This window comes from Chitinophaga sp. ARDCPP14 (assembly GCF_051362515.1).
Classification (GTDB): Bacteria; Bacteroidota; Bacteroidia; order Chitinophagales; family Chitinophagaceae; genus Chitinophaga.
On record NZ_JBKIXB010000020.1, the window covers coordinates 21,778 to 44,257 of the forward strand.

The 22,480-nt window shown below is 46.8% G+C and carries 15 protein-coding genes; 6 read left to right on the forward strand and 9 right to left on the reverse strand.

All coding sequences use genetic code 11. The features are described from left to right. Positions 1 to 153: 153 nt before the first annotated feature. On the forward strand, positions 154 to 3,351 hold the full coding sequence (locus ACLHR0_RS31220) for a two-component regulator propeller domain-containing protein (protein WP_436491653.1): 3,198 nt from the start codon (positions 154 to 156) through the stop codon (positions 3,349 to 3,351). A gap of 41 nt (positions 3,352 to 3,392) precedes the next feature. Here the strand turns inward: ACLHR0_RS31220 and ACLHR0_RS31225 are convergent, their stop codons facing one another. Genes ACLHR0_RS31225 through ACLHR0_RS31245 form a run of 5 tightly spaced genes read right to left on the reverse strand, consistent with a single transcriptional unit; the run spans position 3,393 to position 9,138 of the window. Then, a complete protein-coding gene (locus ACLHR0_RS31225; RefSeq protein ID WP_436491654.1) occupies positions 3,393 to 4,796 on the reverse strand; it encodes an MBL fold metallo-hydrolase RNA specificity domain-containing protein in 1,404 nt (467 codons plus the stop codon). A 33-nt stretch (positions 4,797 to 4,829) separates the two neighbouring features. Then, complete coding sequence (locus ACLHR0_RS31230; RefSeq protein WP_436491655.1) at positions 4,830 to 5,339, reverse strand: DUF4442 domain-containing protein; 510 nt, start codon at positions 5,337 to 5,339, stop codon at positions 4,830 to 4,832. Between the two features lie 7 nt (positions 5,340 to 5,346). Further along, positions 5,347 to 5,850 carry a thioredoxin family protein gene (locus ACLHR0_RS31235; RefSeq protein WP_429042026.1) on the reverse strand — a complete coding sequence of 168 codons (504 nt, stop codon included), beginning with the start codon at positions 5,848 to 5,850 and terminating at the stop codon, positions 5,347 to 5,349. 27 nt (positions 5,851 to 5,877) lie between these two features. Next, positions 5,878 to 7,869, reverse strand: a complete 1,992-nt coding sequence (gene ppk1, locus ACLHR0_RS31240) for a polyphosphate kinase 1 (protein ID WP_429062684.1) — start codon at positions 7,867 to 7,869, stop codon at positions 5,878 to 5,880. Between the two features lie 6 nt (positions 7,870 to 7,875). Beyond that, a complete protein-coding gene (locus tag ACLHR0_RS31245) occupies positions 7,876 to 9,138 on the reverse strand; it encodes a Pycsar system effector family protein (protein ID WP_436491656.1) in 1,263 nt (420 codons plus the stop codon). A 162-nt stretch (positions 9,139 to 9,300) separates the two neighbouring features. Between ACLHR0_RS31245 and ACLHR0_RS31250 the strand changes: the two genes are divergently transcribed. Continuing rightward, entirely contained in the window at positions 9,301 to 10,149 is an 849-nt protein-coding gene (locus ACLHR0_RS31250) for a hypothetical protein (RefSeq protein WP_436491657.1), read from the forward strand. Next, on the forward strand, positions 10,146 to 13,799 hold the full coding sequence (locus ACLHR0_RS31255; protein ID WP_436491658.1) for a BamA/TamA family outer membrane protein: 3,654 nt from the start codon (positions 10,146 to 10,148) through the stop codon (positions 13,797 to 13,799). The genes ACLHR0_RS31250 and ACLHR0_RS31255 overlap by 4 nt, the downstream gene beginning before the upstream one ends. Positions 13,800 to 13,871: 72 nt before the next feature. On the opposite strand, the gene ACLHR0_RS31260 is transcribed toward ACLHR0_RS31255, so the two are convergent. After that, positions 13,872 to 16,205: a GAF domain-containing protein gene (locus ACLHR0_RS31260; RefSeq protein ID WP_429042013.1), complete on the reverse strand. Its 2,334-nt coding sequence runs from the start codon at positions 16,203 to 16,205 to the stop codon at positions 13,872 to 13,874. 222 nt (positions 16,206 to 16,427) lie between these two features. Then, positions 16,428 to 17,651, reverse strand: coding sequence for a diaminopimelate decarboxylase (gene lysA / locus ACLHR0_RS31265; RefSeq protein WP_370913316.1), 1,224 nt, complete (start codon positions 17,649 to 17,651; stop codon positions 16,428 to 16,430). A gap of 115 nt (positions 17,652 to 17,766) precedes the next feature. Between lysA and ACLHR0_RS31270 the strand changes: the two genes are divergently transcribed. After that, positions 17,767 to 17,967: a hypothetical protein gene (locus tag ACLHR0_RS31270; RefSeq protein ID WP_436491659.1), complete on the forward strand. Its 201-nt coding sequence runs from the start codon at positions 17,767 to 17,769 to the stop codon at positions 17,965 to 17,967. Positions 17,968 to 18,169: 202 nt separating this feature from the next. Next, positions 18,170 to 19,525 carry an ATP-binding protein gene (locus ACLHR0_RS31275; protein WP_436491660.1) on the forward strand — a complete coding sequence of 452 codons (1,356 nt, stop codon included), beginning with the start codon at positions 18,170 to 18,172 and terminating at the stop codon, positions 19,523 to 19,525. A 72-nt stretch (positions 19,526 to 19,597) separates the two neighbouring features. Here the strand turns inward: ACLHR0_RS31275 and ACLHR0_RS31280 are convergent, their stop codons facing one another. Together ACLHR0_RS31280 and ACLHR0_RS31285 are read right to left on the reverse strand one after the other, a co-directional pair. Continuing rightward, a complete protein-coding gene (locus ACLHR0_RS31280) occupies positions 19,598 to 19,996 on the reverse strand; it encodes an RNA-binding S4 domain-containing protein (RefSeq protein WP_429041997.1) in 399 nt (132 codons plus the stop codon). Between the two features lie 47 nt (positions 19,997 to 20,043). Further along, positions 20,044 to 21,414, reverse strand: a complete 1,371-nt coding sequence (locus ACLHR0_RS31285) for a dipeptidase (RefSeq protein ID WP_429062691.1) — start codon at positions 21,412 to 21,414, stop codon at positions 20,044 to 20,046. A 232-nt stretch (positions 21,415 to 21,646) separates the two neighbouring features. On the opposite strand from ACLHR0_RS31285, the gene ACLHR0_RS31290 reads away from it, so the two are divergent. Beyond that, positions 21,647 to 22,420, forward strand: coding sequence for a hypothetical protein (locus tag ACLHR0_RS31290; protein WP_436491661.1), 774 nt, complete (start codon positions 21,647 to 21,649; stop codon positions 22,418 to 22,420). Positions 22,421 to 22,480 lie beyond the last annotated feature (60 nt).

Genomic DNA, 22,480 nt, shown 5'->3' on the forward strand with positions numbered 1-22,480 from the left:
AAGAAGGACTTCTGCAAAGAAGTCCTTCTTTTATTTCAGACATTTTATGCTCATTCCCCCGCGAAAGTTTTGCTACAAAGTTGCCTCCTGCAACAAATTCACAACAACATTTAGTACATTTATTCCAACAGCACTCCTTTCCCTGAAACTGAAATGATTAATGGTCCTATAAAGGCACACGACCAACGATGGCAAACTGTAGTCAGGTATAGCTTTTACCTGCTGTGGATGATATTGTCCCTCACCAACGCCAATGCCCAGAAACGGGGAAATGCTACCTACAACTTCACCCACCTCGATATCAGCAACGGCCTGGCCAGCAACCACGTTTCCGCAGTAATGCAGGACCGGAAAGGGTTTATTTGGATTGCCAGCACCGCATTACAACGTTACGACGGCACTAACCTGGTAACAGTGGCCAGTTTCGACAGGGTACCCGGCTCTATCTATTACGACGACATTTGCCTTTGTGAAGATAAAAAAGGCCGCATCTGGATGGGAACACCCGATAACATCCGGGTATATGACCCCGCCACCGACCAGGTAAGAGCCCTCCTGGTAGCCGGCAGGGACGTCCGGCCGGAAGGACTGCAATGCAGCCAGATCCTGGAAGATCATGATGGCGTAATATGGGCCACCACGCACGACGGACTGCTACGCTTCGATGAAAAGTTATTTCACTTTCAGAAAGCGTCCATCATCCCTGAAGAAGACCGCATCCAGATGATGGATGCCATCATGGAAGACGAAAGCGGTAACCTCTGGATCAGCGGAAAACACGGTGTATATATCCTTGACCGCCAACGGAAAAATTTATACAATGCCGCCAATAACCCGCAGCAACTGCCGGTACTCAACATCGATAATACCTTCAAGAAAATATTTACCGATCCCTATCACCAGGTATGGCTGGCCGGCAGACACGGACTTTTGTATAACTACGATCCTGCTTCCCGCCAACTCTCGCATTATACCTTCGATGCGCCGGAAGGCAAAAAATATAATGAAGCCTATGATGCCATCTTCGACCTGGTAACCGACAGCGATAAAAACCTCTGGATAGCCACCGAAAAAGGCGGCATATTCCGCTATAACCGCGAACTGAAACGCTTTGATCTGAACATCGCCGCCGACAATGCAGACGAAAAAGGATTTCATTATACCTACGAAGCGAATTGCTTTCTCAGCGACCGCGAAGGCCACCTCTGGATCGGTACCGACCTGGGAATAAATATCCTTAGCCTGCACAACAAAACATTCCGTATCCTCGACAACAGAACCACTTTCGCCAACACCCAACAACACCTGCCGGCAACGGAAGTAACCGGCGTTTTCCAGGCTTCCAACGGCGATGTGTACATAGGATACTGGGGAAAAGGCTTCAGTCGCTTAAATGCCAACCTGGAACTGATCAGCAACTATGTACACGACAATGGCGACCCCGCATACACACTCCCGGAGGAACGCGGACTGGTATGGACTTTCGCAGAACTGAAAGACGGGACCATCCTCGTCGGACAGGAAAATGCATTTGTCTCGCTGTTTAATCCCGCCACCGGGAAATTCATAAAACACCTCACGTCGCCCGTACTCTACGAACAAACAATACTCAACCTGAAACCACAACACGATACCACCGTTTGGATAGGACTATACAAACGCGGACTCGCCAGCTGGAACCCCCAACAAAATACTTTTCAACACTATCATGAAATAACAGATTCCCTGAAAAGACCCGTTTCTGTAATGGATATCGTTCCGGATGGAGATTCCCTCCTGTGGCTCGGCTCCAGCAGTGCAGGTCTTATACAGTTTAATACCCGCTCACGCCGCATTACCCACCGGCAAACATTTGAACTGGATGCAAAAGTATACAGCAATATTACCTCCCTCCGCCGTTTTAACGATACCACATTACTGGCCGGCACCGATCACGGACTCTGGGTTTATAACACGCTGCGCCATACTTATAAACCGCTCCTCATTAACACTAAGCTGTTTGATCAGTGGGTACTGAGCATGGAAGAAGATGGGCCAGGCAAAATATGGTTTACCACCCAATACGGATTTTATCGCTATCATGTGGCAGACAACCGGGTGGAAACCTTCATCGAGGGTGATGATATCATCGATAACACCCGCAAAGTAAGACGCCGCATCGTAAAACTGGATGATGGCAACCTGCTCGTAGGCGCTTCTGATCATATTGTTACCTTCGACCCCACCAGCCTGCGCGTAGCGCCGCCACCACCGGATGTTACTATTGTAAACCTTAAAGCACTCGACAGTATTGTACTGATCCATGCCGCACTGCAGGACAGCGTGCCGGTTACACTCAGCTATAAACAAAACTTTATCAGCATAGAGTTTAAAAGCCTGCAATACCACCAAGAAAAGATCCGGTATTACTATCAGCTGGAAGGCGTAGATGAAAACTGGGTGCTTACTGACAATTTATTGGTAGCAAAATATACCAACCTGCCTCCCGGTAATTATACCTTCCGCGTGCGTGCCGTAAATACCGCGGGCACCTTCTCTGAACATATCACTGCATTACAGATCTTTATTAAACCCGCCTTCTGGCAAACCTCCTGGTTCCGGCTATTATGCCTGCTGCTGGCAGCTTCACTGGTATACCTCTACTACCGCCTTCGCATTGCAGGTATTAAAAGAGAAGCAAAACAACGCGAAGCTATTCAACAACAAATTGCCCAGCTGGAAATGAAAGCGCTGCGCGCCCAGATGAACCCGCACTTTATTTTTAATGCGCTGAACTCTATCCAAACCTTTATGATGAAAAGCGAAACAGAACAGGCCCTGGCCTACCTGAGCCGCTTCGCAAAACTAATCCGCAACGTACTCGATAATTCACAACTCAATAATACCACCGTAGCCCAGGAAATCAGTGTGCTGGAAAATTATATGGAATTGGAGAAACTCCGCTTCAGCGACGAGTTTGAATACGAAATCATCGTCGACCCCACTCTCGACGCCAACATGGTGGATGTACCCACCATGATCATTCAGCCATTCGTGGAAAATGCCATCTGGCACGGGTTACTGCACGATAAAGGGAAAGGCAAAGTAACCATCACCTTTAAAAAGGTAGATGACCGCATTTTATGTACCATAGAAGATAACGGTATCGGAAGAGAAAAATCTGCAGCCATGAAGCGCCTGAGCAAACCCCGTCACCAATCCCGCGGACTGCAAATTACCCGCGACCGCCTCTCTCTGTATAACAGCCGCTTTAATGTGGATGCCAGCTTCGATATAGAAGACCTGACAGATGAAGAAGGGAAAGCACTGGGAACAAGGGTGAACCTGTGGTTCCCGTTTGTGGAAGAATAGCAAATGGGAAAGTAGCAAGCCTTCCCATTTGCCGGAATATTTTAGGCAAGACCGGTTTCATAATGCCGTTCCGGAATTTCAATATCCAGGAAGCCTTTTTTAAACAACCATGCCTTGAAGATTTGCTGCACATCATACTCTCCATGTACCAGGAAAAGTTTTTTCACCTCTTTCGGATGCTGACACGCCAGCCACTGGCTTAGATCTTCATAGTCGCCGTGCGCACTCATAGAACGGATCACGCCTACCGCCGCATTTACATGGAAACGGGTACCATAAATAGATACCTCCTTGGCTCCGCGCATCAGCTTACCACCGAGCGATTGCGGCTCACAATAACCCACAATCAGGATGGTATTACGGGCATTGTCGATGTTGTTGGCGATATGATGCTTCACACGCCCGGCTTCTGCCATGCCAGATGCGGAAATGATCACGCAAGGTTCCTGGCGGAAATTCAACGCTTTGGATTCATCTACCGTTTTAATGTAATGCAGCCCGGGGAAGTCAAACGGATCATCATCCTTTTTCAGAATAGCAGCCACCTCCCTGTTAAATACTTCGGGATGCGCTTTGGTAACCGCAGTTGCTTCTGTCGACAGCGGGCTGTCAACAAAAATGTCAACCTTCGGCAGCTTGCCCGCCAGTTGCGCATTGTTCAACGCGTACAGCAATTCCTGTGTACGGCCTACACTGAAAGCCGGAATGATCAGCTTCCCTCTTTTTTCCATACAGGTTTCCCGGATATGCCGCAGCAGCTCAGCATCAGCGGGAGCGGCGTCTGCATGCAGCGTGCTGCCATAGGTAGATTCTATCAGGATGTAATCTGCCTGTGGAAACACCTCCGGCGATTTCAGTATCGCATCGTTATAGCGGCCAATATCGCCGCTGAAAGAGATCTGCTCTGTTTTACCGTTTTCCGTGATACGCAGGTGTACAGACGCGGCGCCCACAATATGCCCGGCGTCGGTGAACATCAGCTGTATGTCCTTATCAATGTTCGTCCAGGTACGGTAATCCATGGGCTTCAACCGGTCAATGGCCAGTTTGGCATCATCTACACTATACAACGGCTCTATAAAAGGAAGTCCTTCTTTCGCCATTTTTTTATTGGTGTATTTCGCATCATCGCGTTGTATTTCGGCAGAGTCGAGTAACAATATTTCCGCCAGGTCACGGGTGGCCGGTGTGCAGAAAATATCCCCTCTGAATCCAAGTTTCACCAGTCGCGGTATAAGACCGGAATGGTCGATATGTGCATGCGACAACACCATATACGTTACTTCCTGCGGATCAAAACCAAAGTCCCTGTTAAGAGCATCTGTTTCATGACCCATGCCCTGGAACATACCACAATCCAATAAAATCTTTTTGCCATTCTTAAGTGTGATCAGGTGCTTTGATCCCGTAACAGTGCGTGCAGCACCATGAAATGCAATTTTCATATCTGAAATTTAGCGTGAACGGAGTTCAACATTTTACGATTTACATTTAAACGACCAGGTGATCGCGAAGGAGGCAATTAATATGCCGTCTTTATCCCTGCCTTCACTATGCAGGGTTACTGTTTCTGCAGAATTATCATTTAACGCCCGCTCTATAGTAGCCCTCAGCAGCGGCAGTTCGGAGCAGGTAAAGGTGGTAAGGCCAGTCGCCTTTTTTACAAAAGTAGATTCCATGCCGGTAACGAGCATGGATACACGCCGCGGAGCGCTGCGCACATACATCATGGCGGGTAAACCGGTGCTGAGTTCTGCCGCCATCGCCAGGCAGGCAAAGTAGGTAGACCTGAACGGGTTTTGCGACAACCACCGGAAAGGAACCGTGGTTACACAGCTATTGGTTGCCAGTGATTTTAACCGCACCCCTGAAAGCCAGGCTGCCGGCAGCTTCCAGAACAGGTAGGCCGAAAACTTAAACGGATGCTGTGCAAACTTCTGAAAAGATTGCACAGCATCCGTATTAAAAGTGGTAATGCCGTTATCCATGACGATGCTATTCGTTGATATAATGGGAAGGCTGCAACGCAGCGGGTGACCATTGTTTCAGGAACTCCTGCACTTTCTTTTTATCATAGGTATCTGCCGATTCCAGCAAACCGGAATTCTGCGTATGCAGCCGGTTACCTTTCGCATCCAGTATTACCAGCACCGGGAAACCAAAGCGCTGTGGATAACCCAGCTCTTTCAGCACAGGCAGGTTCTTGTTTTCCTTGCTGTAGTTAAGATGATACACTACATAATTATCATTCAGTGCCGCTTTCAGCTCGGCATCATCTTCTATAAATTTATATAATCGTTTACACCAGATACACCAGTTACCACCAATTTGCAGCAACACATGTTTCTGTTCCTTTGCTGCCTTTTTTACCGCAGCTGCCATATCTGCCTTGGCATCAGCAGCAGGATTGTAAATATGCTCCAGGTCATGTGTTTGCGCCTGTGTGGCAGGAATCGCAAATGCCATACTCAATAACAACGTCCAAACAAACTTCTTCATAAAAAACAATTAATCAGGATATCTAATTTACACTATATTTTGCACATACTGCTGGATGGCCAGCTGGGCTTTGGCAGGGTCCTGCAACTGCAAAAGAACAATATCTTTCAGCTGTTGCTGCAACGCCGGATCATATACCGGCACACATACCTCTATCCTGCGATGGAGGTTACGGTTCATCCAGTCGGCCGAACCCATATATACTTCTTCCTGGTTATTATTATGGAAGATGAATACCCGCGCATGTTCCAGGTACCGGTCTACAATACGCGTAATGCGGATATTTTTACTTTCCGGGATATCCGGCACGAGGCAATTGATACTGCGCACAATCAGGTCTATCTGTACGCCTGCTTCGCTGGCTTCATACAGTTTACTGATCATCCCTCTTTCCTGCAGGTTATTTATTTTGATGATGATCCTGCCGGGTTTCCCTTCTTTTACGTGAACAATTTCCCGGTCTATCAACCCGGAAAAACGCGTTGTCATATTAAACTGCGCTACCAGCAAATGCTGGAACTGTAAAAACTGGTAACCGGCTGGTTGCTCCCTGCTTTGAAGATAGAGGAACAGCAGTTCCATCTCCCGGGTAATTTCCTTATGCCCGGTAAACAAAACATGATCAGTATAAAAACGTGCGGTGCTTTCATTAAAATTACCGGTAGCAATAAGGCCGCAATAATCCCACTGGTATCCACGGTTACGTTTTACCAGTGCTGTTTTGGCGTGTACTTTCATGCCCGGAATACTATAAATAAGTTTTACGCCGGCATCCTTCATTTTCTTTGCCCAGCGGATATTATTGGCTTCGTCAAAGCGCGCTTTCAATTCCACAAACACCGTTACCTTTTTCCCGTTCTTAGCCGCGCTGATAAGCGCCTGTGCGATCTGTGAACCGGAAGCAATGCGGTACAGCGTTACATATATTTCCGCTACATCCGGGTCTGCGGCGGCTTCGTTAAAGAAGCGCAGGATGTAATCATATCGCTGATAGGGGAGATGTACCAGCAGGTCCTGTTGTAATACGAGGTCCAGCAACCGGTCGGTAGCCACAATGGCTTTGTTTTCGGCAGGTATTACTTTGGGATAATCCACCTGTTGTAATCCTGCCGGTGCGGGCAGGTTAGCCAGGTCTTTCAGATTATGATAACGTCCGCCCATTACCTGTTCATCCTCCTGTACATCAAACTGGATGGCCAGGAAATGCAGCAGTGACCGGGAAATGGCGGCGTCATACAGGAAACGGGTAGGTACGCCTAACTCACGTTTACGGATCAACGTTTCCACTTCTTCCAGGATATCGCCTTTCATTTCGTCCATATCCATTTCAGCATTGCGGGTAAGCTTCACACTATGACAGCTTTCCACCGTATAGCCCGGGAAAAGGTAGGACAAATGAGCACGGATAATATCGTCGAGAAAAGCAATGTAATGAATACCATCGAGCGACGGCAGCTGCTGAAAACGCGGCAGGTCGGCAGGAATATTCACAATTACAAATTCCTGTATGCCCGTATTATTTTCAGGTACCAGCGTTACCGCCAGGTACAGCTGATTGTTTTCAAGAAATAATTTTTTATGTTTCCCATTGAGCCATACTGGTTGCAAATAGGCCAGTACAGTAGTAAGGAAATAATATTTTGTAAAGGAGAGATGAGCAGTTTGGAAAGGTTGATTATAATACAATTGTACGCCCTGTGCCTGCAGATCGGGTAACACGCTGCCGGTGAAGATCTGGCCGTATTCCTGTTGCTGCCGGTTTATTTCCTGCAGCACCTGTTGTAAGGTATCGCTGCTGATGGATTCATTTTCACCGGCTGCCGGATCATTTTCCAGTACCCGGTTAATTGTAAGTATAGCCGGCATTCTCACCCGGAAAAATTCATCGAGGTTGGAAGAAAAGATGGAAAGGAATTTAATCCTTTCGTATAGTGGTACCTGTTGGTCTGCCGCCATCAACAACACCCGGTAATTAAAGGATAACCAGCTGAGATCGCGGTTATATAAAGGAACACCCATGAATCATTATGCTTTTACCGGGAAGAAAATTGCTGCAATCAGGAAAGCGAATACAGAAATGATAAGACCAAACATGAAAATATTATAGGAAATACGCAGCAGTTTGTATTTATGACCCAGCACTACGCCGAGGTAATAAATGTCTCTTGTCATGCTGCTGTACAGGAATTCAGAGTCATCCATCATCTGTTTTATTCCCCACTGGTATTCTTCCAGGTGCATCTTATAAAAGTTGCCAAAGAACAGGAGGTTGGCATCTTTCTTTTCGATATCCGCTTTGGTGAAGATGCCGCTGGTTACATTCGGGCGGGTGGCCAGCACCGAAAAGATGACCGTGAGTACTGCCGTGAAAAGGAAAATAATAGACGGGATCACCATATTCGGATAATCTTCCAGTCGCCTTACCAGCACGCTCAATATCACCGAAATGATAATGGAATTCACCGAAATCATGATATGCGCTTTGCTGTCGGCCATGGAGCTGAGGCGGATATGATTGGTGGAAGTGGTTCTGAACATCGTTTCCACGCCACGTTCCGATTTGCCGGCTTTGTCCTTGCCCTTGTCTTTTTTCTTTTTTTCAGTGGCGGTAGCAGGCGCCTCGCCGGAAACGTCTGTACCGGGAATGGCGGTGACAGCGGTGATATTATTTTCAGCTGCTTCTTTTGTTTTTTTCTCCAGCTTCTTTTTCAGCTTCTCCAGGTTCTCTTCTTTCTGTTGTTTAAACAAAGTTTGGGCATAGTCGGTCCAGTAATGATGGTCCGTTAAAAAGGTAATATTTGTATTCAGCCATTTGATGGCGGGAATATCGGTTTGGTAGGTGAGCTCCATTTCGTGCCGGAGCAGTTTGTTCCGGTCGGGGAACTCTTTGGACCCCAGGTGAGAGAGGTCGGCGTCACAAACAATCTGTTCCACCAGGTTGTGCGGCGACTGGGGCATTTTGGTAGCCAGGATAGCGCCCTGCACCATCGACTGAACATTTTCAGGCGCCTGTTGTTGCTGTAAGAATTGCAGGGCCTCTTTGGCGCCGTTTTCTTCGTGGGCGCTGCCTTCGCCCAGGAGATACCCGGCGTCATGAAACCAGGCAGCCACATATACTGCCGCTAATTCGTCGTCCTGCAGGCGGTAATGAGCCGCAATTTGCCCGGCAGCCTGTACTACCTGTTGCGTATGTACGAGATTATGATAAACCAGGTTAGGGCGCGGGTGTTGCTGATACTGGGCTAAAACATAGTCCCGGGCTGCATCTATAATAGCATTCTTTTGCATAAGGAAGACGAAAATTAAGATAAGGAACTGCGAAATACGCTGTTTACTTTGTACTTTTTATCGTACTAATAACGGTATGTTCGCTATTTCGCGTATTACAAATCGCAAATTGAGCCTAAGTTACTGCATTTTTGAGTTAAATTTATGCCATAAAGTTACACTATGGATGTCCGCATCGGGTTAATATTTCTCCTTTTCTTACTGTCATGTAATCTGAGCGACAGGGAACAAAAAGTATACGCCTCTCCCCGTGGTTACGATTTAAAAGAGCCGGTACGCTACCGGGTCAGGGAATCTATGCAGGAAATCTCGGGTATAGAATTATTCCCCGATGAGCACAAGATCATGGCCATTAACGATGAGGAAGGCCGCATCTACCAGCTGGATGTATTGGCAAAAGAACCTTATCCCCATTTTAAATTTGCAAAAGACGGGGATTATGAAGATATCTGTCATACAGATAGCGGCTGGTTTGTGTTGAAAAGCAATGGCTCCCTGTTCCAGGTCCACGGCCTGTTCACCGACAGCGTTTACAGCGATCATCACAAAATGCCCAAAACAGGGAAGAAGGAGTTTGAAACCACCTACTACGATTCGGCTCATAACGGGATTGTGATGATCTGTAAGAACTGTGAAGATGATAAACGCCATGGCGTAACCAGCGCCTACCGCTTCGATCTGGCTACCAAAACATTTGATACCACAGCTGTCTATAAATTCAATAACCAGGAAATTGCCCGCCTGGCCGGTTCTGATATGCGGTTCTTCAAACCATCTGCAGCAGCCATTCATCCCATTGAAAAGCGATTGTACATCATCGCCTCAGTAAACGGACTGCTCGTAATTGCCGATCTTCAGGGTCACGTGCAGGAAGCCTACAACCTTAAACACCGCCTGTTCCTTCAACCGGAAGGACTGGCCTTCGCGCCAAACGGCGATATGTATATTTCCAATGAAGGCGGATACGACGGTACCGCCAATATTCTTAAATTTACCTACAAGACCAAATGATCAGATCAACCATCATCTATATTGCCCTGCTAATCTTCACAGGTACTGCCACCTACGCCCAGTCGCCGCAGGTAGTGAAACGTGTAATCCTTATCGGCGACGCCGGGGAATTGCACGACAACGGCAAAAACTCCGTAGTGGATGCCGTACGCAATACCTTCGACCTCCAGGACAGCCGCAATACCATCCTCTTCCTGGGCGATAACGTATATCCGCACGGGTTACCCGACTCCGCCAGCAGCAAGTTCCAGGTGGCCAAAGAAATCATCGACTACCAGATCAACCTGGTACGCGGTACCAAAGCCCAGGGGTATATTATTCCCGGTAACCACGACTGGGACAAAAGCAAACCCGATGGATGGGATATTATCCGCAATCAGCAACAGTATGTGGATTCCCAACACCTCGATAACGTACAGTTTGAACCCAAAGAAGGATGCCCCGGCCCCATAGAAGTAAAGATCTCTGATAATATCACCCTCATCATTATGGATAGCGAATGGTGGGTGTTCCCTTATCAGAAACCCGGACTGGAATCCTCCTGCGATTGTAAAGACAACGACGAGATCCTTACCCGGCTGTCGGAAATAGTGGCTACCAACCGCAACAAACTGATCATATTTGCTACCCATCACCCTTTCCGCAGCTACGGCATCCACGGAGGATATTATACGATCAAGCAACATATTTTCCCGCTAACAGACCTGCGCCCCGCACTGTATGTGCCTCTGCCGGTGATAGGTTCTATCTATCCCATTGCCCGCGGCGTTTTTGGTACCCCGGAAGATATTCCCAATCCAAAGTACCAGCAGATGATCAAAGGAGTGGAAGCTGCCCTGAAGCCACATGGCCCCGTTGTATTTGTGTCCGGTCATGATCACACCCTACAGCTTATAAAAGATCAGCAGAACGCCTATGTGGTAAGTGGCAGCGGCGCAAAAAATAACCGCGTAAAAAAAGGCGCTAAATCCCTTTTTGCCAGTACAGATAACGGTTTTAGCACCATCGAATTAATGTCCGACAGCACTGTGCGCGTCCAGTATTATACGGCTGATAACGGCGCACAACCCGTTTTCAGTAATAACCTGTTCCGCCTGCAGGACATTCCGCAACAGGCGCTTACCTATACTCCGCCGGCATCACTGCCTCCCTTTATCAGGGTAGCTGCCGATACACAGTATGTACAGGTCTCTAACTTTCATAAAAAATTGCTGGGAGAAAATTACCGGAAAGTATGGGCCACCCCGTTGAACTTCCCGGTACTGGACCTTAAAACCGCTAAAGGCGGCCTGAAGATCCTGCAACGCGGCGGTGGAAAACAAACACACTCCCTCCGCCTGGAAGACAGCACCGGCACCGAATGGTCCATGCGCTCCCTGAAAAAGTTCCCGCTGGCAGCTATTCCTGAACAGCTGCGCGAAACCATTGCCCGCGAAGTAGTACAGGACCAGATCTCCGCCGCCAACCCCTACGCCCCGCTGGCAGTAAGCGTATTGGCAGAAGCCGCCGGCGTGCCGCACACCAATCCTACTTTTGTATACCTGCCTGCCGATAGCTCGCTCGGCATCTATGCAAACGACTACGGAAACGAAGTATTCCTCTTTGAAGAAAGGGAACCCGTTACCGGCAGCAACGATAAAACTTACAACACACCAAAGGTACTGGCAAAGATCTGGGGAGATAATGACGAACATATAGATCAGAAATCCGTGCTCCGCGCCCGCATCTTTGATATGTACATCATGGATTTCGATCGCCACGATGACCAGTGGCGCTGGTATAAGGAAAAGCACAAAGGAGAAGAATTTTATTACCCGGTACCCCGTGACCGCGACCAGGCGTTTTTCCTGAACGGAGGTTTTATTCCCCGCCAGGCTGCCCGCCCATGGTTCATGCCGGCTATCCAGGGCTTCCGGAAAAACATCCCGGATATCAATGGCTTCAACTTCAGCACCCGTTACTTCGATCGCTCTTTCCTCAACGAAATGGATGAAGAAGATTGGAAGAAACAAACAGATAAGCTTTTAAGGAAGATGACCGACAGCGTGATCAACGCTGCTGTAAAAGCTTTTCCAGATACTATCCAGTCGCTGGTAGGGCCCATGATGATAGAAAAATTATCTGCCCGCCGTAACATCCTGGAAAAAAATACACTGAAATACTACCGCTTCCTCGCCAAAGGCGTTGACGTGCCGGCCACAGAAAAGAATGAACTCATCTCCGTTGAAAAACAACCGGGTGGTAAAGTAGCACTGGATATATTCAAGATCAGCAAGAAAGGAGCCGTTCAGCAAAACATCTACTCCCGCACCTTCGACCCCACTGTAACCAAAGAGGTAAATGTATATGGCATGGGTGGCAACGATCGCTTTGTGATAAAAGGCGATAACGCAACACCCATACGCATACGTCTCATCGGCGGCAAGGAGGCAGATGCCTATATCGACAGCACCACCAGCAGGGCGGGCAAACGGGTACGTATATACGATCAGCGATCCGGCAAAGATAGTTTCGCCCTCACCGGCAATGAACAACGCCGCCTGTCCAACGATCCTGCTAATATCAAATATAACCGCAGCGCCTTCCAATACGAAAAAACAATGCCGTTACTGGCCGGTGGCTACAACCGCGACGATGGTTTGCTGCTCGGTGTAGGCTTGTCTATTACCCGCCACGCATGGCGCCGGGAGCCGTTCTCCACCAAACACCTGTTCACCGCCACCCACGCAGTAGCCACGCGCGCCTGGAACTTCCGCTATGAAGGAGAATATACAGACGTCATCGGGAAATCAGACCTGCTGCTGTTTGCAAGAGCGAAAGCGCCCAACAATACCATCAACTTCTTCGGATATGGAAATGAAACCGTATTCGATAAGTCGGATAATAAAACCATTTCCTACTATCGCGCACGGTATAACTTTTATACAGCAGAAGCATTACTGCGTACCAGCATAGGAAATCATATGACCATTGCGTATGGTCCTACATTCAATAACTACGCTTTTAATAAGGATGAAAACCACGACCGTTTCATTACCGACTTCAAAGACAACGGCCTGGATTCTGCTGGTATCTACGCCAATAAAGCATATGCCGGTGGTAAAATAGTGGCTACTATCGATACCCGTAACAACAAGATCATTCCTACCCGCGGTATCCTGTGGACTACCACCTACGCAGGTAACTTTGGTGTAAATGATAACAGTCACAATACTACTTCGCTGCAATCGGATCTGAGCTTATACATGAGCTTCCGCATCCCGGCAAATTTTGTAATCGTCAGCCGTTTTGGTGGTGGTAAACTTTGGGGGAACTACGAGTACTTCCAGGCACTCACCGTAGGCGGCGTTCAAAACCTGCGCGGGTACCGCAATTTCCGCTTTGCCGGCGACGCCAGCGTGTATAACAATACAGAAATACGCGTGAAGTTATTCGACCTGAAAACATATCTCCTGCCAGCAGGCGTAGGGCTGATAGCCTTCAATGATATAGGCCGCATATGGCGGGAAAATGAAACCTCCCACGTATGGCACGATGGATATGGCGGCGGCGTTTATATTGCGCCCATCAACGCGCTCATCATCACCGCAGTGGTAGGGCATTCCAAAGAAGAAACAGTACCCTACATAACCTTTGGGTTTAAATTCTAAATAAAAAAAGAGGCCGGCTCATTTGAGCCGGCCTCTTTTTTTGTGTCACCCAACGGGCAACGTATCCTCGCTTCACAGCGGAGCTTCCATATTTACTTTCACGCGGAGCGCTTTCAATCCACTCACACCTTGTAACTCTTCCAGGTCCAGCATTTCAATTTCCGGCAACAGTATTTTCTTGCTTTGCAGGAAAGTGATATACTTTTTCAGTTCTTCCATTTCCCTCACATAAGAGTATACCATTGCAATGGTACCAGGCTGCGTTAACCGCTCGCCGGTATCTTTTATGTGTACTTTATCAATGCGTTTTTTGATGATCTCATAACGCACATTGTAAGCGCCTTCCACATCAAACCGGCGTTCATCGCTGCGGAAGCTGATGGTAATAGGAGCGCTGTGCATCAGGATCATCTGGGTGGTTTGCAGCGGCACTTTTAATTTAGGCCCCAGTTTATGTGTAAGTCTTGCGATATGCGCCATGGAGGAAAGCTGCCACAGGCGCAGGTTGCGCAGGTATAACTGGTCAAACTTCTTTTCCTGGGCAATCGACTGCCCAATATAAATAGTATACTCCACGCCATCGGTACGGTACTTTTCAAAGTAGCAGGGGAAAGAATGCTGGATATACTGGCGTTCTTTCTCCAGGTACTGGCTGATGGCTGTGTTGATGCTGGCTAAACTGTCTTCGTACTCCCTCCGGTGATGATAAACATGTCCTTCTGATTTGTCCATCTGGGCAAAATAGCTGGCCAGTAAGGGTTTCAGATCTTCATTATCTTCACAGAGATGTTCCAGTACAGGCTGTATCTCCTGGTCCATGAATTCATTCACTTTCAGGTCTTCGCCCGCCTGCAGGCTGTTACTGAGATTGTCGAGCAGGTCATTTGTTTTAAACTGCAGCTCTTCCAGTAAAGGCAGGTGAATGGTTTTACCGATGGTTTCAAGGGTATCACGGATCAGTTCCAGCTGTTCCTGCAAATCCTCGCGGATGGCAGTGCCTTGCTGTACAGATGAGTTGCGGATATCCACAGCGCCATAAAGCGGGTATACCTCATCAAAGCTGATGCTTTCAATATCTTTCCTTTCTTCTTCGGGTGTCAGCAGGTAACTCCAGGCAGCGTCTACAAACTTCCATTCTACGGAAGGCTGTAATGCGGTAAACTGGTCTTTGATCACTTCATTCAGCCGGTTCTCGAGGATGTTCATGCTGCGGTTCAGCATGAGCACCAGCAGGGGATAGGTGTTTTGCAGCTTCCACAGCGGGTCAGCCGACAAGCGGTTGGGAGTGGAAGAGGCCAGCTCCAGCACGCCCAGTATTTCCTTTTTATGGGTGATCGGGAGTATCAGAAAACTCCGGATGTTCTTGATCGGCAAATATTTCAGGAATGCGTGGGGCGCAATAGACGCCTCATTTACATCCGGAACAATCAGCGGCGCAGGGTTTTGCTGCGAATGCTCCAGCAGCAGCTGGAAAAAGTGTTGCTGTTGTTTTTTGTTGCCAACCCCCAGGATTGGATCGGTATTGGAAAATTGTTCTTCCAGCACATTCTTGCCATTCACTTTAGGGAAAGGTACCAGGTGGGCGGTTACATCAGGTATGCCCAAAATAACCGGGATCATTTTTTCCAGGGTACGGTAGCTCTCTACCTCGTTGCTGGCGCGCATGTTCATCACCAGGCTCTTGATATTATTGAGCGTTTCCGATTGGGTTACATCTTTCACGGTCCAGATAACAAAGCCTTCCAAAGAAAACATACTGGTAGGCAACAACTCCTGCAGGGCATCCGGCGTGATCTGCTTGGAACAGAACATATCATAGTTCAGATGCGGCAGTTCACCGTTTACCTTTACATCCACAAACCTGGGATCAATATTTACTTTCACATAACGTTTACCACCATCCGGCGTTTCCAGCGTATGGATGATATCGTTCTTATAGTTCATGGGAAAGTGGAATACCTTTTCCAGGATTAGTTTATATAACCAGGTGATCTTGTCTTTTTTTACCTGTGCAATGGAAATGCCGTCCGGAACGGCCGATAACTCGGAGCCGTTTTCTGCAAATAGCTGTTTAAAGAGATCAGAATAATGGAAGATGGCGAACTTAAACGGAACACCTATGCCATAAATGTCTTTGCTGGAATCCGTGGTCACCGGGAAAATGGCGGCTATCAATAGATCCAGGTATTCCTTATAAGCGCTCAGATCACCATTGCCGGGAATGGGTTTAAGTATTTCCGGGTTACTTTCAAATTTATCAATGATCAGTTTATAGAAAGACGAACGGGCTTCTCCTTCATGTGTTACCTTTTCCTTCAGATAATTGAGGAAGGGTACGAATGATATATTGGATTCAATTACTTTATCATCGTTAAATATACCGGGGTGTGCAGTTAAAACTTTCATATTATCGTACAATTATAACCAAAGGCTGTCCTTTTAGTGCCAGTAATAAATTCTTATTACAATTTACAGTAAAACATTGCAGGAATAACAGAGGAGGGTACTAATGTAGACGCAAAGGTAGGGGAAATATTGTATCAATATTGAATTCCGGGATTCAGGTATTTGTCAAATCTGGTATACACCTGATAATCAAATACCTGAATCCGCAGAAATCCGGAAGATTTATTGCAATTCGATCTGGTTTTTGAGCAGATCTTCCAAAGTATCACGCTTGCGGATCAGGTGTGGTTTGCCTTCTTTTACCAGTACTTCCGCCGGTTTCAGGCGGGAGTTAAAGTTAGAGGACATTTCAAAACCATAGGCGCCGGCGTTATAAAACACCAGGTAATCGCCTTCCCTTACCTCATTGATCTTACGGTCCCATCCAAAAGTGTCTGTTTCACAGATATTACCTACCACGGTATAGATCCGCTCCGTGCCCTTCGGGTTGGAAATATTACGGATCAGGTGGAACGCCTCGTAAAACATCGGCCGGATCAGGTGGTTGAAGCCTGAATTCACACCCACAAATACGTTGGCGGTAGTTTGCTTGATCACGTTGGCCTTTACTACAAAGTAACCGCTCTGGCTTACGAGGAATTTTCCTGGTTCAAACCACAGCTGCAGCGGGCGCACGTATGATTTAGCAAAGTTGTTGAACGCTTCGCTCAGTTTTTTGCCGAGCAGGTCGATGTCTGTTTCAGGATCTCCCTGTTGGTAAGCTACCTTAAAGCCGCTGCCCAGGTCAATAGACTCCAGGTCAGGGAAGTGTTGCACCATTTCAAACATCACTTCCACGCCCCGCAGGAACACGTCTACATCCTTGATTTCAGAGCCGGTGTGCATGTGCAGGCCGGTTACTTTCAGTTTAGTAGAATTGATAATGCGTTCGATATGCCGCATCTGGTGGATGGAAATACCAAACTTACTATCGATATGCCCGGTAGAGATCTTAAAGTTTCCGCCCGCCATAATATGTGGGTTCAGGCGGATACAGATCGGATAACTGCCACCGAACTTGTTGCCAAATTGCTCCAGGATGGAGAGGTTGTCTATATTAATGATTACGCCCAGGTCTTTCGCTGCAATAATTTCCTGCAGGTCCACACAGTTAGGCGTAAAGATGATATTCTTCGGATCAAAGCCAGCTCTCAGGCCCAGTTGTACTTCCTGGATCGACACCGTGTCCAGGCCGCAACCAATAGAATTGATGTACTTAAGGATATTGATGTTGGTCAATGCCTTACAGGCGTAGAAAAAGCGGGTGTCAGACTTATGAAAGGCCTTTTGCAGCTTTTCATACTGGGTTTTAATCTTTTCTGCATGGTATATATATACCGGGGTACCAAATTCTTCTGCTACTTTCACAAGGAAATCGGCAGTAAGTACGTCGCTTTGTTTAGGCATTGAAAATCCTTAGTTTAAGAATGAGGATGCAAAATTACTACGCAAAAGTGAGAAATTGTAGAAAAAAGGGAGAATCCCCGGTAGCGGAGGTACTTATAAGCAAATTAACGTCTTTATGGAGCAATACAGATTTGACAGAACAGCCTTCAAAATCAAGACATACGCTGAGTCGGACGCGGATAATGTTGATTTAAGCCTTTCCCTGGAAGAGCGGGTTCGCCAGGCGTGGTATTTAACATCAAAAGCCTATGGTTTTGACCTGAATAACCCACCACGGATGGATAAGACTGTATTTTCATGTAGAAAACAGAAATAATAAGGTGGCGAGTGTTCTCTGATATGGAATATAGTCCTAGGCATTATGCTGGCGCTTTGTATGGTAGCTCTGGTATCTGTGGAATTTATCCACTGCCCTGGTTTTGTTACAAAATGAAGTCAAAACATGGCTTGTTTTGTCACAAATTAAGGATAAATTTGGGCTTGTTTTATGACAAATTTGAAAAAAAACTATTCCTGGTATGTCATTTAAAAGAAATATTGAAAAATACCTTAATGTCTGGAAGTTAAGTGATAATCGAAAACCGCTTATCATCAGAGGAGCACGTCAGGTAGGAAAAACAACACTGATACGAGATTTTGCTAAGACTTATCAGTATAGAATTATACTTAATCTGGAAAAGCCTAATGATCGGAGTTATTTTGAAGATTTTAATGACGTTCAAACTATTCTGGAAGCGTTGTTATTAGCAAATGCTATTCCTTCGTCTGCTATTGCTAATACACTCCTTTTTATTGATGAGATTCAGGAGAGCCCAAAAGTTATCCAGTTGTTACGATATTTCTATGAAGAATTACCGCAACTTCATGTGATTAGTGCCGGTTCTCTTTTAGAATTTGCCATGCAAAAGGTACCAAGCTTTCCAGTAGGTAGAGTAGAGTTTTTATATCTCCATCCATTAAATTTTCAGGAATACCTGGAAGCAATAGGAAAACAAGAGCTGATAGAACATTTACACGCAGTTCCGGTAAGGGCAGTTGCTCATAAGTTGTTAATGGATGCTTTCCATCGCTATGCAATTATTGGTGGAATGCCGGAAGTAATAAAAATGGATGTTAAGCAGCAGAATCTTTCGGATTTACCAAGGATATATGAAAGTATTTGGGGGACCTATAAAAGTGACGTGGAAAAATATACATCTAATGATACCGAAAGAAAAATTATTAAACACTTGATGGATACCGCCCCGTTGTATCTCGACGAACGTGTAAAATTTCAGGGTTTTGGAAATTCCAACTACCGGTCAAGAGAGGTAGGAGAAGCTTTCAGAACACTTGATGATGCAAAAATTATACGATTGATTTATCCAACTACAGATTTGCACCCACCTCTAAAAACAGATCTAAAGAAGTCACCACGTCTACAGTTTCTGGATACTGGTTTGGTCAATTATTCTCTTGGTATCCAATTAGAAATGTTAGCTATGGATGATCTGAATAGCGCGTACAAAGGCGCTGTTATACCTCATTTAATAACACAGGAGCTTATATCTCTTCAAAGTATTTCAGCGCATAAGCCTAATTTTTGGGTTAGGGAAAAAACACAATCAAATGCAGAGGTTGACTTACTTTTTACCTATCAGGATTTGGTTATTCCCATAGAAATAAAATCAGGTAGTACAGGGAGCTTGAAATCACTTCACCAATTCATTGACGCAGCAGATCACTCATATGCTATTCGTATGTATGCTGGTGTTTTTAAGGTAGAACAAGCCATAACCCCTAATAAAAAGCCCTATCTGCTTATGAACTTACCATACTATTTAGGCACAAGTTTGCCACTATATATTGAATGGTTTGTCCAACAGAAACTTTAATGTATTGCCCGATGGTTGAAGTGTAGCCGGTTTTCCTCAGATTAGCTTGATATGTTTTAGCAAGGACTTACACTACTCCTCTTCATCCCCTTCCATAAACCCTTCAATACTCCTCCGGTCTTTCTTCGTGGGCCGGCCAATCTTACTCTGTCGCTTACCTGTCTGAAACACAGACGCAACAAAGGCGGGCGCCAGTTTATCCTCATCAGGAGTGGTATCTATATAATGTTTAATGGCTTCACTATACGGCACCCGGTTGGAGATAACGCTCACCACTTCAATCACCCACTTACGGGCTTCGCTCCTGATCTCAAATTTATCCCCCGGATTTACGGGCTTAGCGGCTTTCACAGAGGAGCCGTTCATCTTCACTTTACCGCCGTCGCAGGCATCTGCAGCCTGGCTGCGGGTTTTAAACACCCTGATAGACCAGAGATATTTATCTACGCGTACTTTTTCGGTATTACTCATATTCAAAAACTTTAAGCCGGCGGCAACCGGAGCTGCCGCCGGTTTGGCTATTTACTCATCTCCGCAAAAAATTTGTGGAAATAAGGAATGGTTTCAATGCCTTTGTAATAATTGGCTAAACCATACTTCTCGTTGGGAGAATGCAGGTTGTCGCTGTCCAATCCAAAGCCCATCAGTACTGTTTTCAGCCCCAGTTCCTTTTCAAACAGTGCCACGATAGGAATACTACCGCCACCGCGCACCGGGATAGGATCTTTGCCAAAAGTAGCGTGGATAGCTTTGTGCGCTGCCTTAAATGCCACCGAGTCGATTGGCGTAACATACGGGCTGCCGCCATGATGCTTGGTTACTTTCACCTTCACACTCTTAGGTGCAATGGCTTCAATATGTTTGGTGAACAGATCTGATATTTCGTGCCAGTCCTGGTTAGGAACAAGGCGCATGGAAATCTTGGCAAATGCTTTTGATGGCAATACGGTCTTGGAACCTTCGCCGGTATAACCACCCCAGATACCATTTACTTCCAGCGTTGGCCGGATACCGGTTCTTTCGATAGTGGTAAATCCTTTCTCTCCCCAAACATCCGCTACACCCAGGTCTTTTTTATATTCTTCTTCATCAAAAGGAGCGGCATTCAGCGCGGTCCTCTCTTCTGTACTTAGTTCCTGCACTTTATCATAGAAGCCGGGAATGGTGATGTGATTATTTTCATCATGCAGGGAAGCAATCATTTTCGCAAGGATAGTAGCCGGGTTAGCTACAGCGCCACCGTATACACCACTGTGCAGGTCGCGGTTAGGACCGGTTACTTCCACTTCCATATAAGCCAGTCCGCGCAGGCCCGTATCAATGGAAGGGTTTTCCAGGCTGATCATGGAAGTATCTGAAATCAATACCACATCCGCTTTCAGGCGCTCTTTGTTATCTTTCAGGAAGATGCCCAGGTTAGCAGAACCTACTTCTTCTTCCCCTTCAATCATAAATTTGATGTTGCAGGGAATCGTGTTGGTTTTGTTCATGGTTTCAAAAGCCTTTACATGCATGTAAAACTGGCCTTTGTCATCTGCACTGCCACGGGCATATATATTGCCATCTTTAATTACGGGTTCAAACGGACCGCTGTGCCACAGCTCCAGCGGATCTGCAGGCTGTACATCATAGTGGCCGTATACCAGTACGGTGGGTAAGGAAGGATCTATGATCTTTTCGCCATAAACGATCGGGTGACCAGCAGTCTGACATACTTCTACTTTATCTGCGCCGGCTTCTTCCAAACGTACTTTTACCGCTTCCGCACATTGCTGGGTATCTTTATTGTGACGGGAATCCGCACTCACAGAAGGAATGCGTAACAGCGCCAGTAATTCATCCAGGAAACGATCTTTGTTCTCTGCCTGGTAATCTTTCCAAACTTGCATGATTCTAGGAAATTAAGTTCACAATGTGGTGCAAGTTAAAGGAAAATCAACATTTACAGATTTAGATAGTTTCGAATGGTAGTCCATGCCGTTTTAGAGAGAAGTGAACCGTTATCACTTCCCGTTTGAATAACATCCAATACACGATACTCTCCCGTTTGTCAATCTCAAAATTCTGACCGGATACCCTGCTAAGCTTTTATCTTATTTTCAGTAAAAAAATTAATCTATTATGGGAAAACAAGTCGGAATAATCAGCTTCACGGGCAAGCTGGGTAACCTGATCGGTTACCGGAGGAACGGGCAATACTTTGTCCGCACCATGCCCGAAACGGTGCGGCAAACCGCCGCTACCCGGCATGCATCGCGGGATTTCGGGATCGCCAGCAGGAAAGGAAAACTGATCCGCCAGGCTGTCACTCCTCACCTGGATATCACCCGCGATGGCTCATTGGTGAACCGCCTGAACAAAACGCTGATCTCAGCAGGAGAAGACCAATTGCAAATGTTAACCGGCTTCCGGTTCAACCGGCACGCCGGCGTGGAGCAATTCTTCTGCCAGCAGCCGGTGATCTCACCCGCCGGGGTGGTAACCATACCTGGGCAAACCTTGCGGCCGGAAGGCACAGCCACCCACCTGGAAGTGAAGGCCATTGCCGTTCGCATCAGTTTCCTGGAGCGACGCATAACAGGCAGCCGTACTGCCACTGTAATGATCGGTATGGACACGCATTTCCGGGATATGGAGCTGGATGTAACGTTGCCGGGAAAAGGAACATTGCTGGTAATACTACAGGTAAGAAGCTTCAACGGGTCGCTGGCATCGGCCAACCGCCGGTTCATAGCGGCAAACATACTCGGGGTGGTCACACCGGCAGTCACAAAACAGCGGGCGACCATTATACCGGATATAAGGAAAGTACCCCGTTATAAAGAAGCGCGCGGGAAGAAGTACAATACTACCTTGCGTATACCTCATATGGTGACGGTACACCAAAGGGAATGAGCAGATGTTTTCCTGATCAAGTCCACCTTGCGTGCAAGGCAAAAGTAAGGCATAAGCAGG

Excerpts from the sequence above, each read along its gene's own strand:
- ACLHR0_RS31230 (WP_436491655.1), bottom strand. The coding sequence starts at position 5,339 with ATGGATAACGGCATTACCACTTTTAATACGGATGCTGTGCAATCTTTT.
- ACLHR0_RS31275 (WP_436491660.1), top strand. The coding sequence starts at position 18,170 with ATGTCATTTAAAAGAAATATTGAAAAATACCTTAATGTCTGGAAGTTA.
- ACLHR0_RS31225 (WP_436491654.1), bottom strand. The coding sequence starts at position 4,796 with ATGAAAATTGCATTTCATGGTGCTGCACGCACTGTTACGGGATCAAAG.
- ACLHR0_RS31250 (WP_436491657.1), top strand. The coding sequence starts at position 9,301 with ATGGATGTCCGCATCGGGTTAATATTTCTCCTTTTCTTACTGTCATGT.
- ACLHR0_RS31260 (WP_429042013.1), bottom strand. The coding sequence starts at position 16,205 with ATGAAAGTTTTAACTGCACACCCCGGTATATTTAACGATGATAAAGTA.
- ACLHR0_RS31285 (WP_429062691.1), bottom strand. The coding sequence starts at position 21,414 with ATGCAAGTTTGGAAAGATTACCAGGCAGAGAACAAAGATCGTTTCCTG.
- ACLHR0_RS31290 (WP_436491661.1), top strand. The coding sequence starts at position 21,647 with ATGGGAAAACAAGTCGGAATAATCAGCTTCACGGGCAAGCTGGGTAAC.
- lysA (WP_370913316.1), bottom strand. The coding sequence starts at position 17,651 with ATGCCTAAACAAAGCGACGTACTTACTGCCGATTTCCTTGTGAAAGTA.
- ACLHR0_RS31255 (WP_436491658.1), top strand. The coding sequence starts at position 10,146 with ATGATCAGATCAACCATCATCTATATTGCCCTGCTAATCTTCACAGGT.
- ACLHR0_RS31245 (WP_436491656.1), bottom strand. The coding sequence starts at position 9,138 with ATGCAAAAGAATGCTATTATAGATGCAGCCCGGGACTATGTTTTAGCC.
- ACLHR0_RS31235 (WP_429042026.1), bottom strand. The coding sequence starts at position 5,850 with ATGAAGAAGTTTGTTTGGACGTTGTTATTGAGTATGGCATTTGCGATT.
- ACLHR0_RS31220 (WP_436491653.1), top strand. The coding sequence starts at position 154 with ATGATTAATGGTCCTATAAAGGCACACGACCAACGATGGCAAACTGTA.
- ACLHR0_RS31280 (WP_429041997.1), bottom strand. The coding sequence starts at position 19,996 with ATGAGTAATACCGAAAAAGTACGCGTAGATAAATATCTCTGGTCTATC.
- ACLHR0_RS31270 (WP_436491659.1), top strand. The coding sequence starts at position 17,767 with ATGGAGCAATACAGATTTGACAGAACAGCCTTCAAAATCAAGACATAC.
- ppk1 (WP_429062684.1), bottom strand. The coding sequence starts at position 7,869 with ATGGGTGTTCCTTTATATAACCGCGATCTCAGCTGGTTATCCTTTAAT.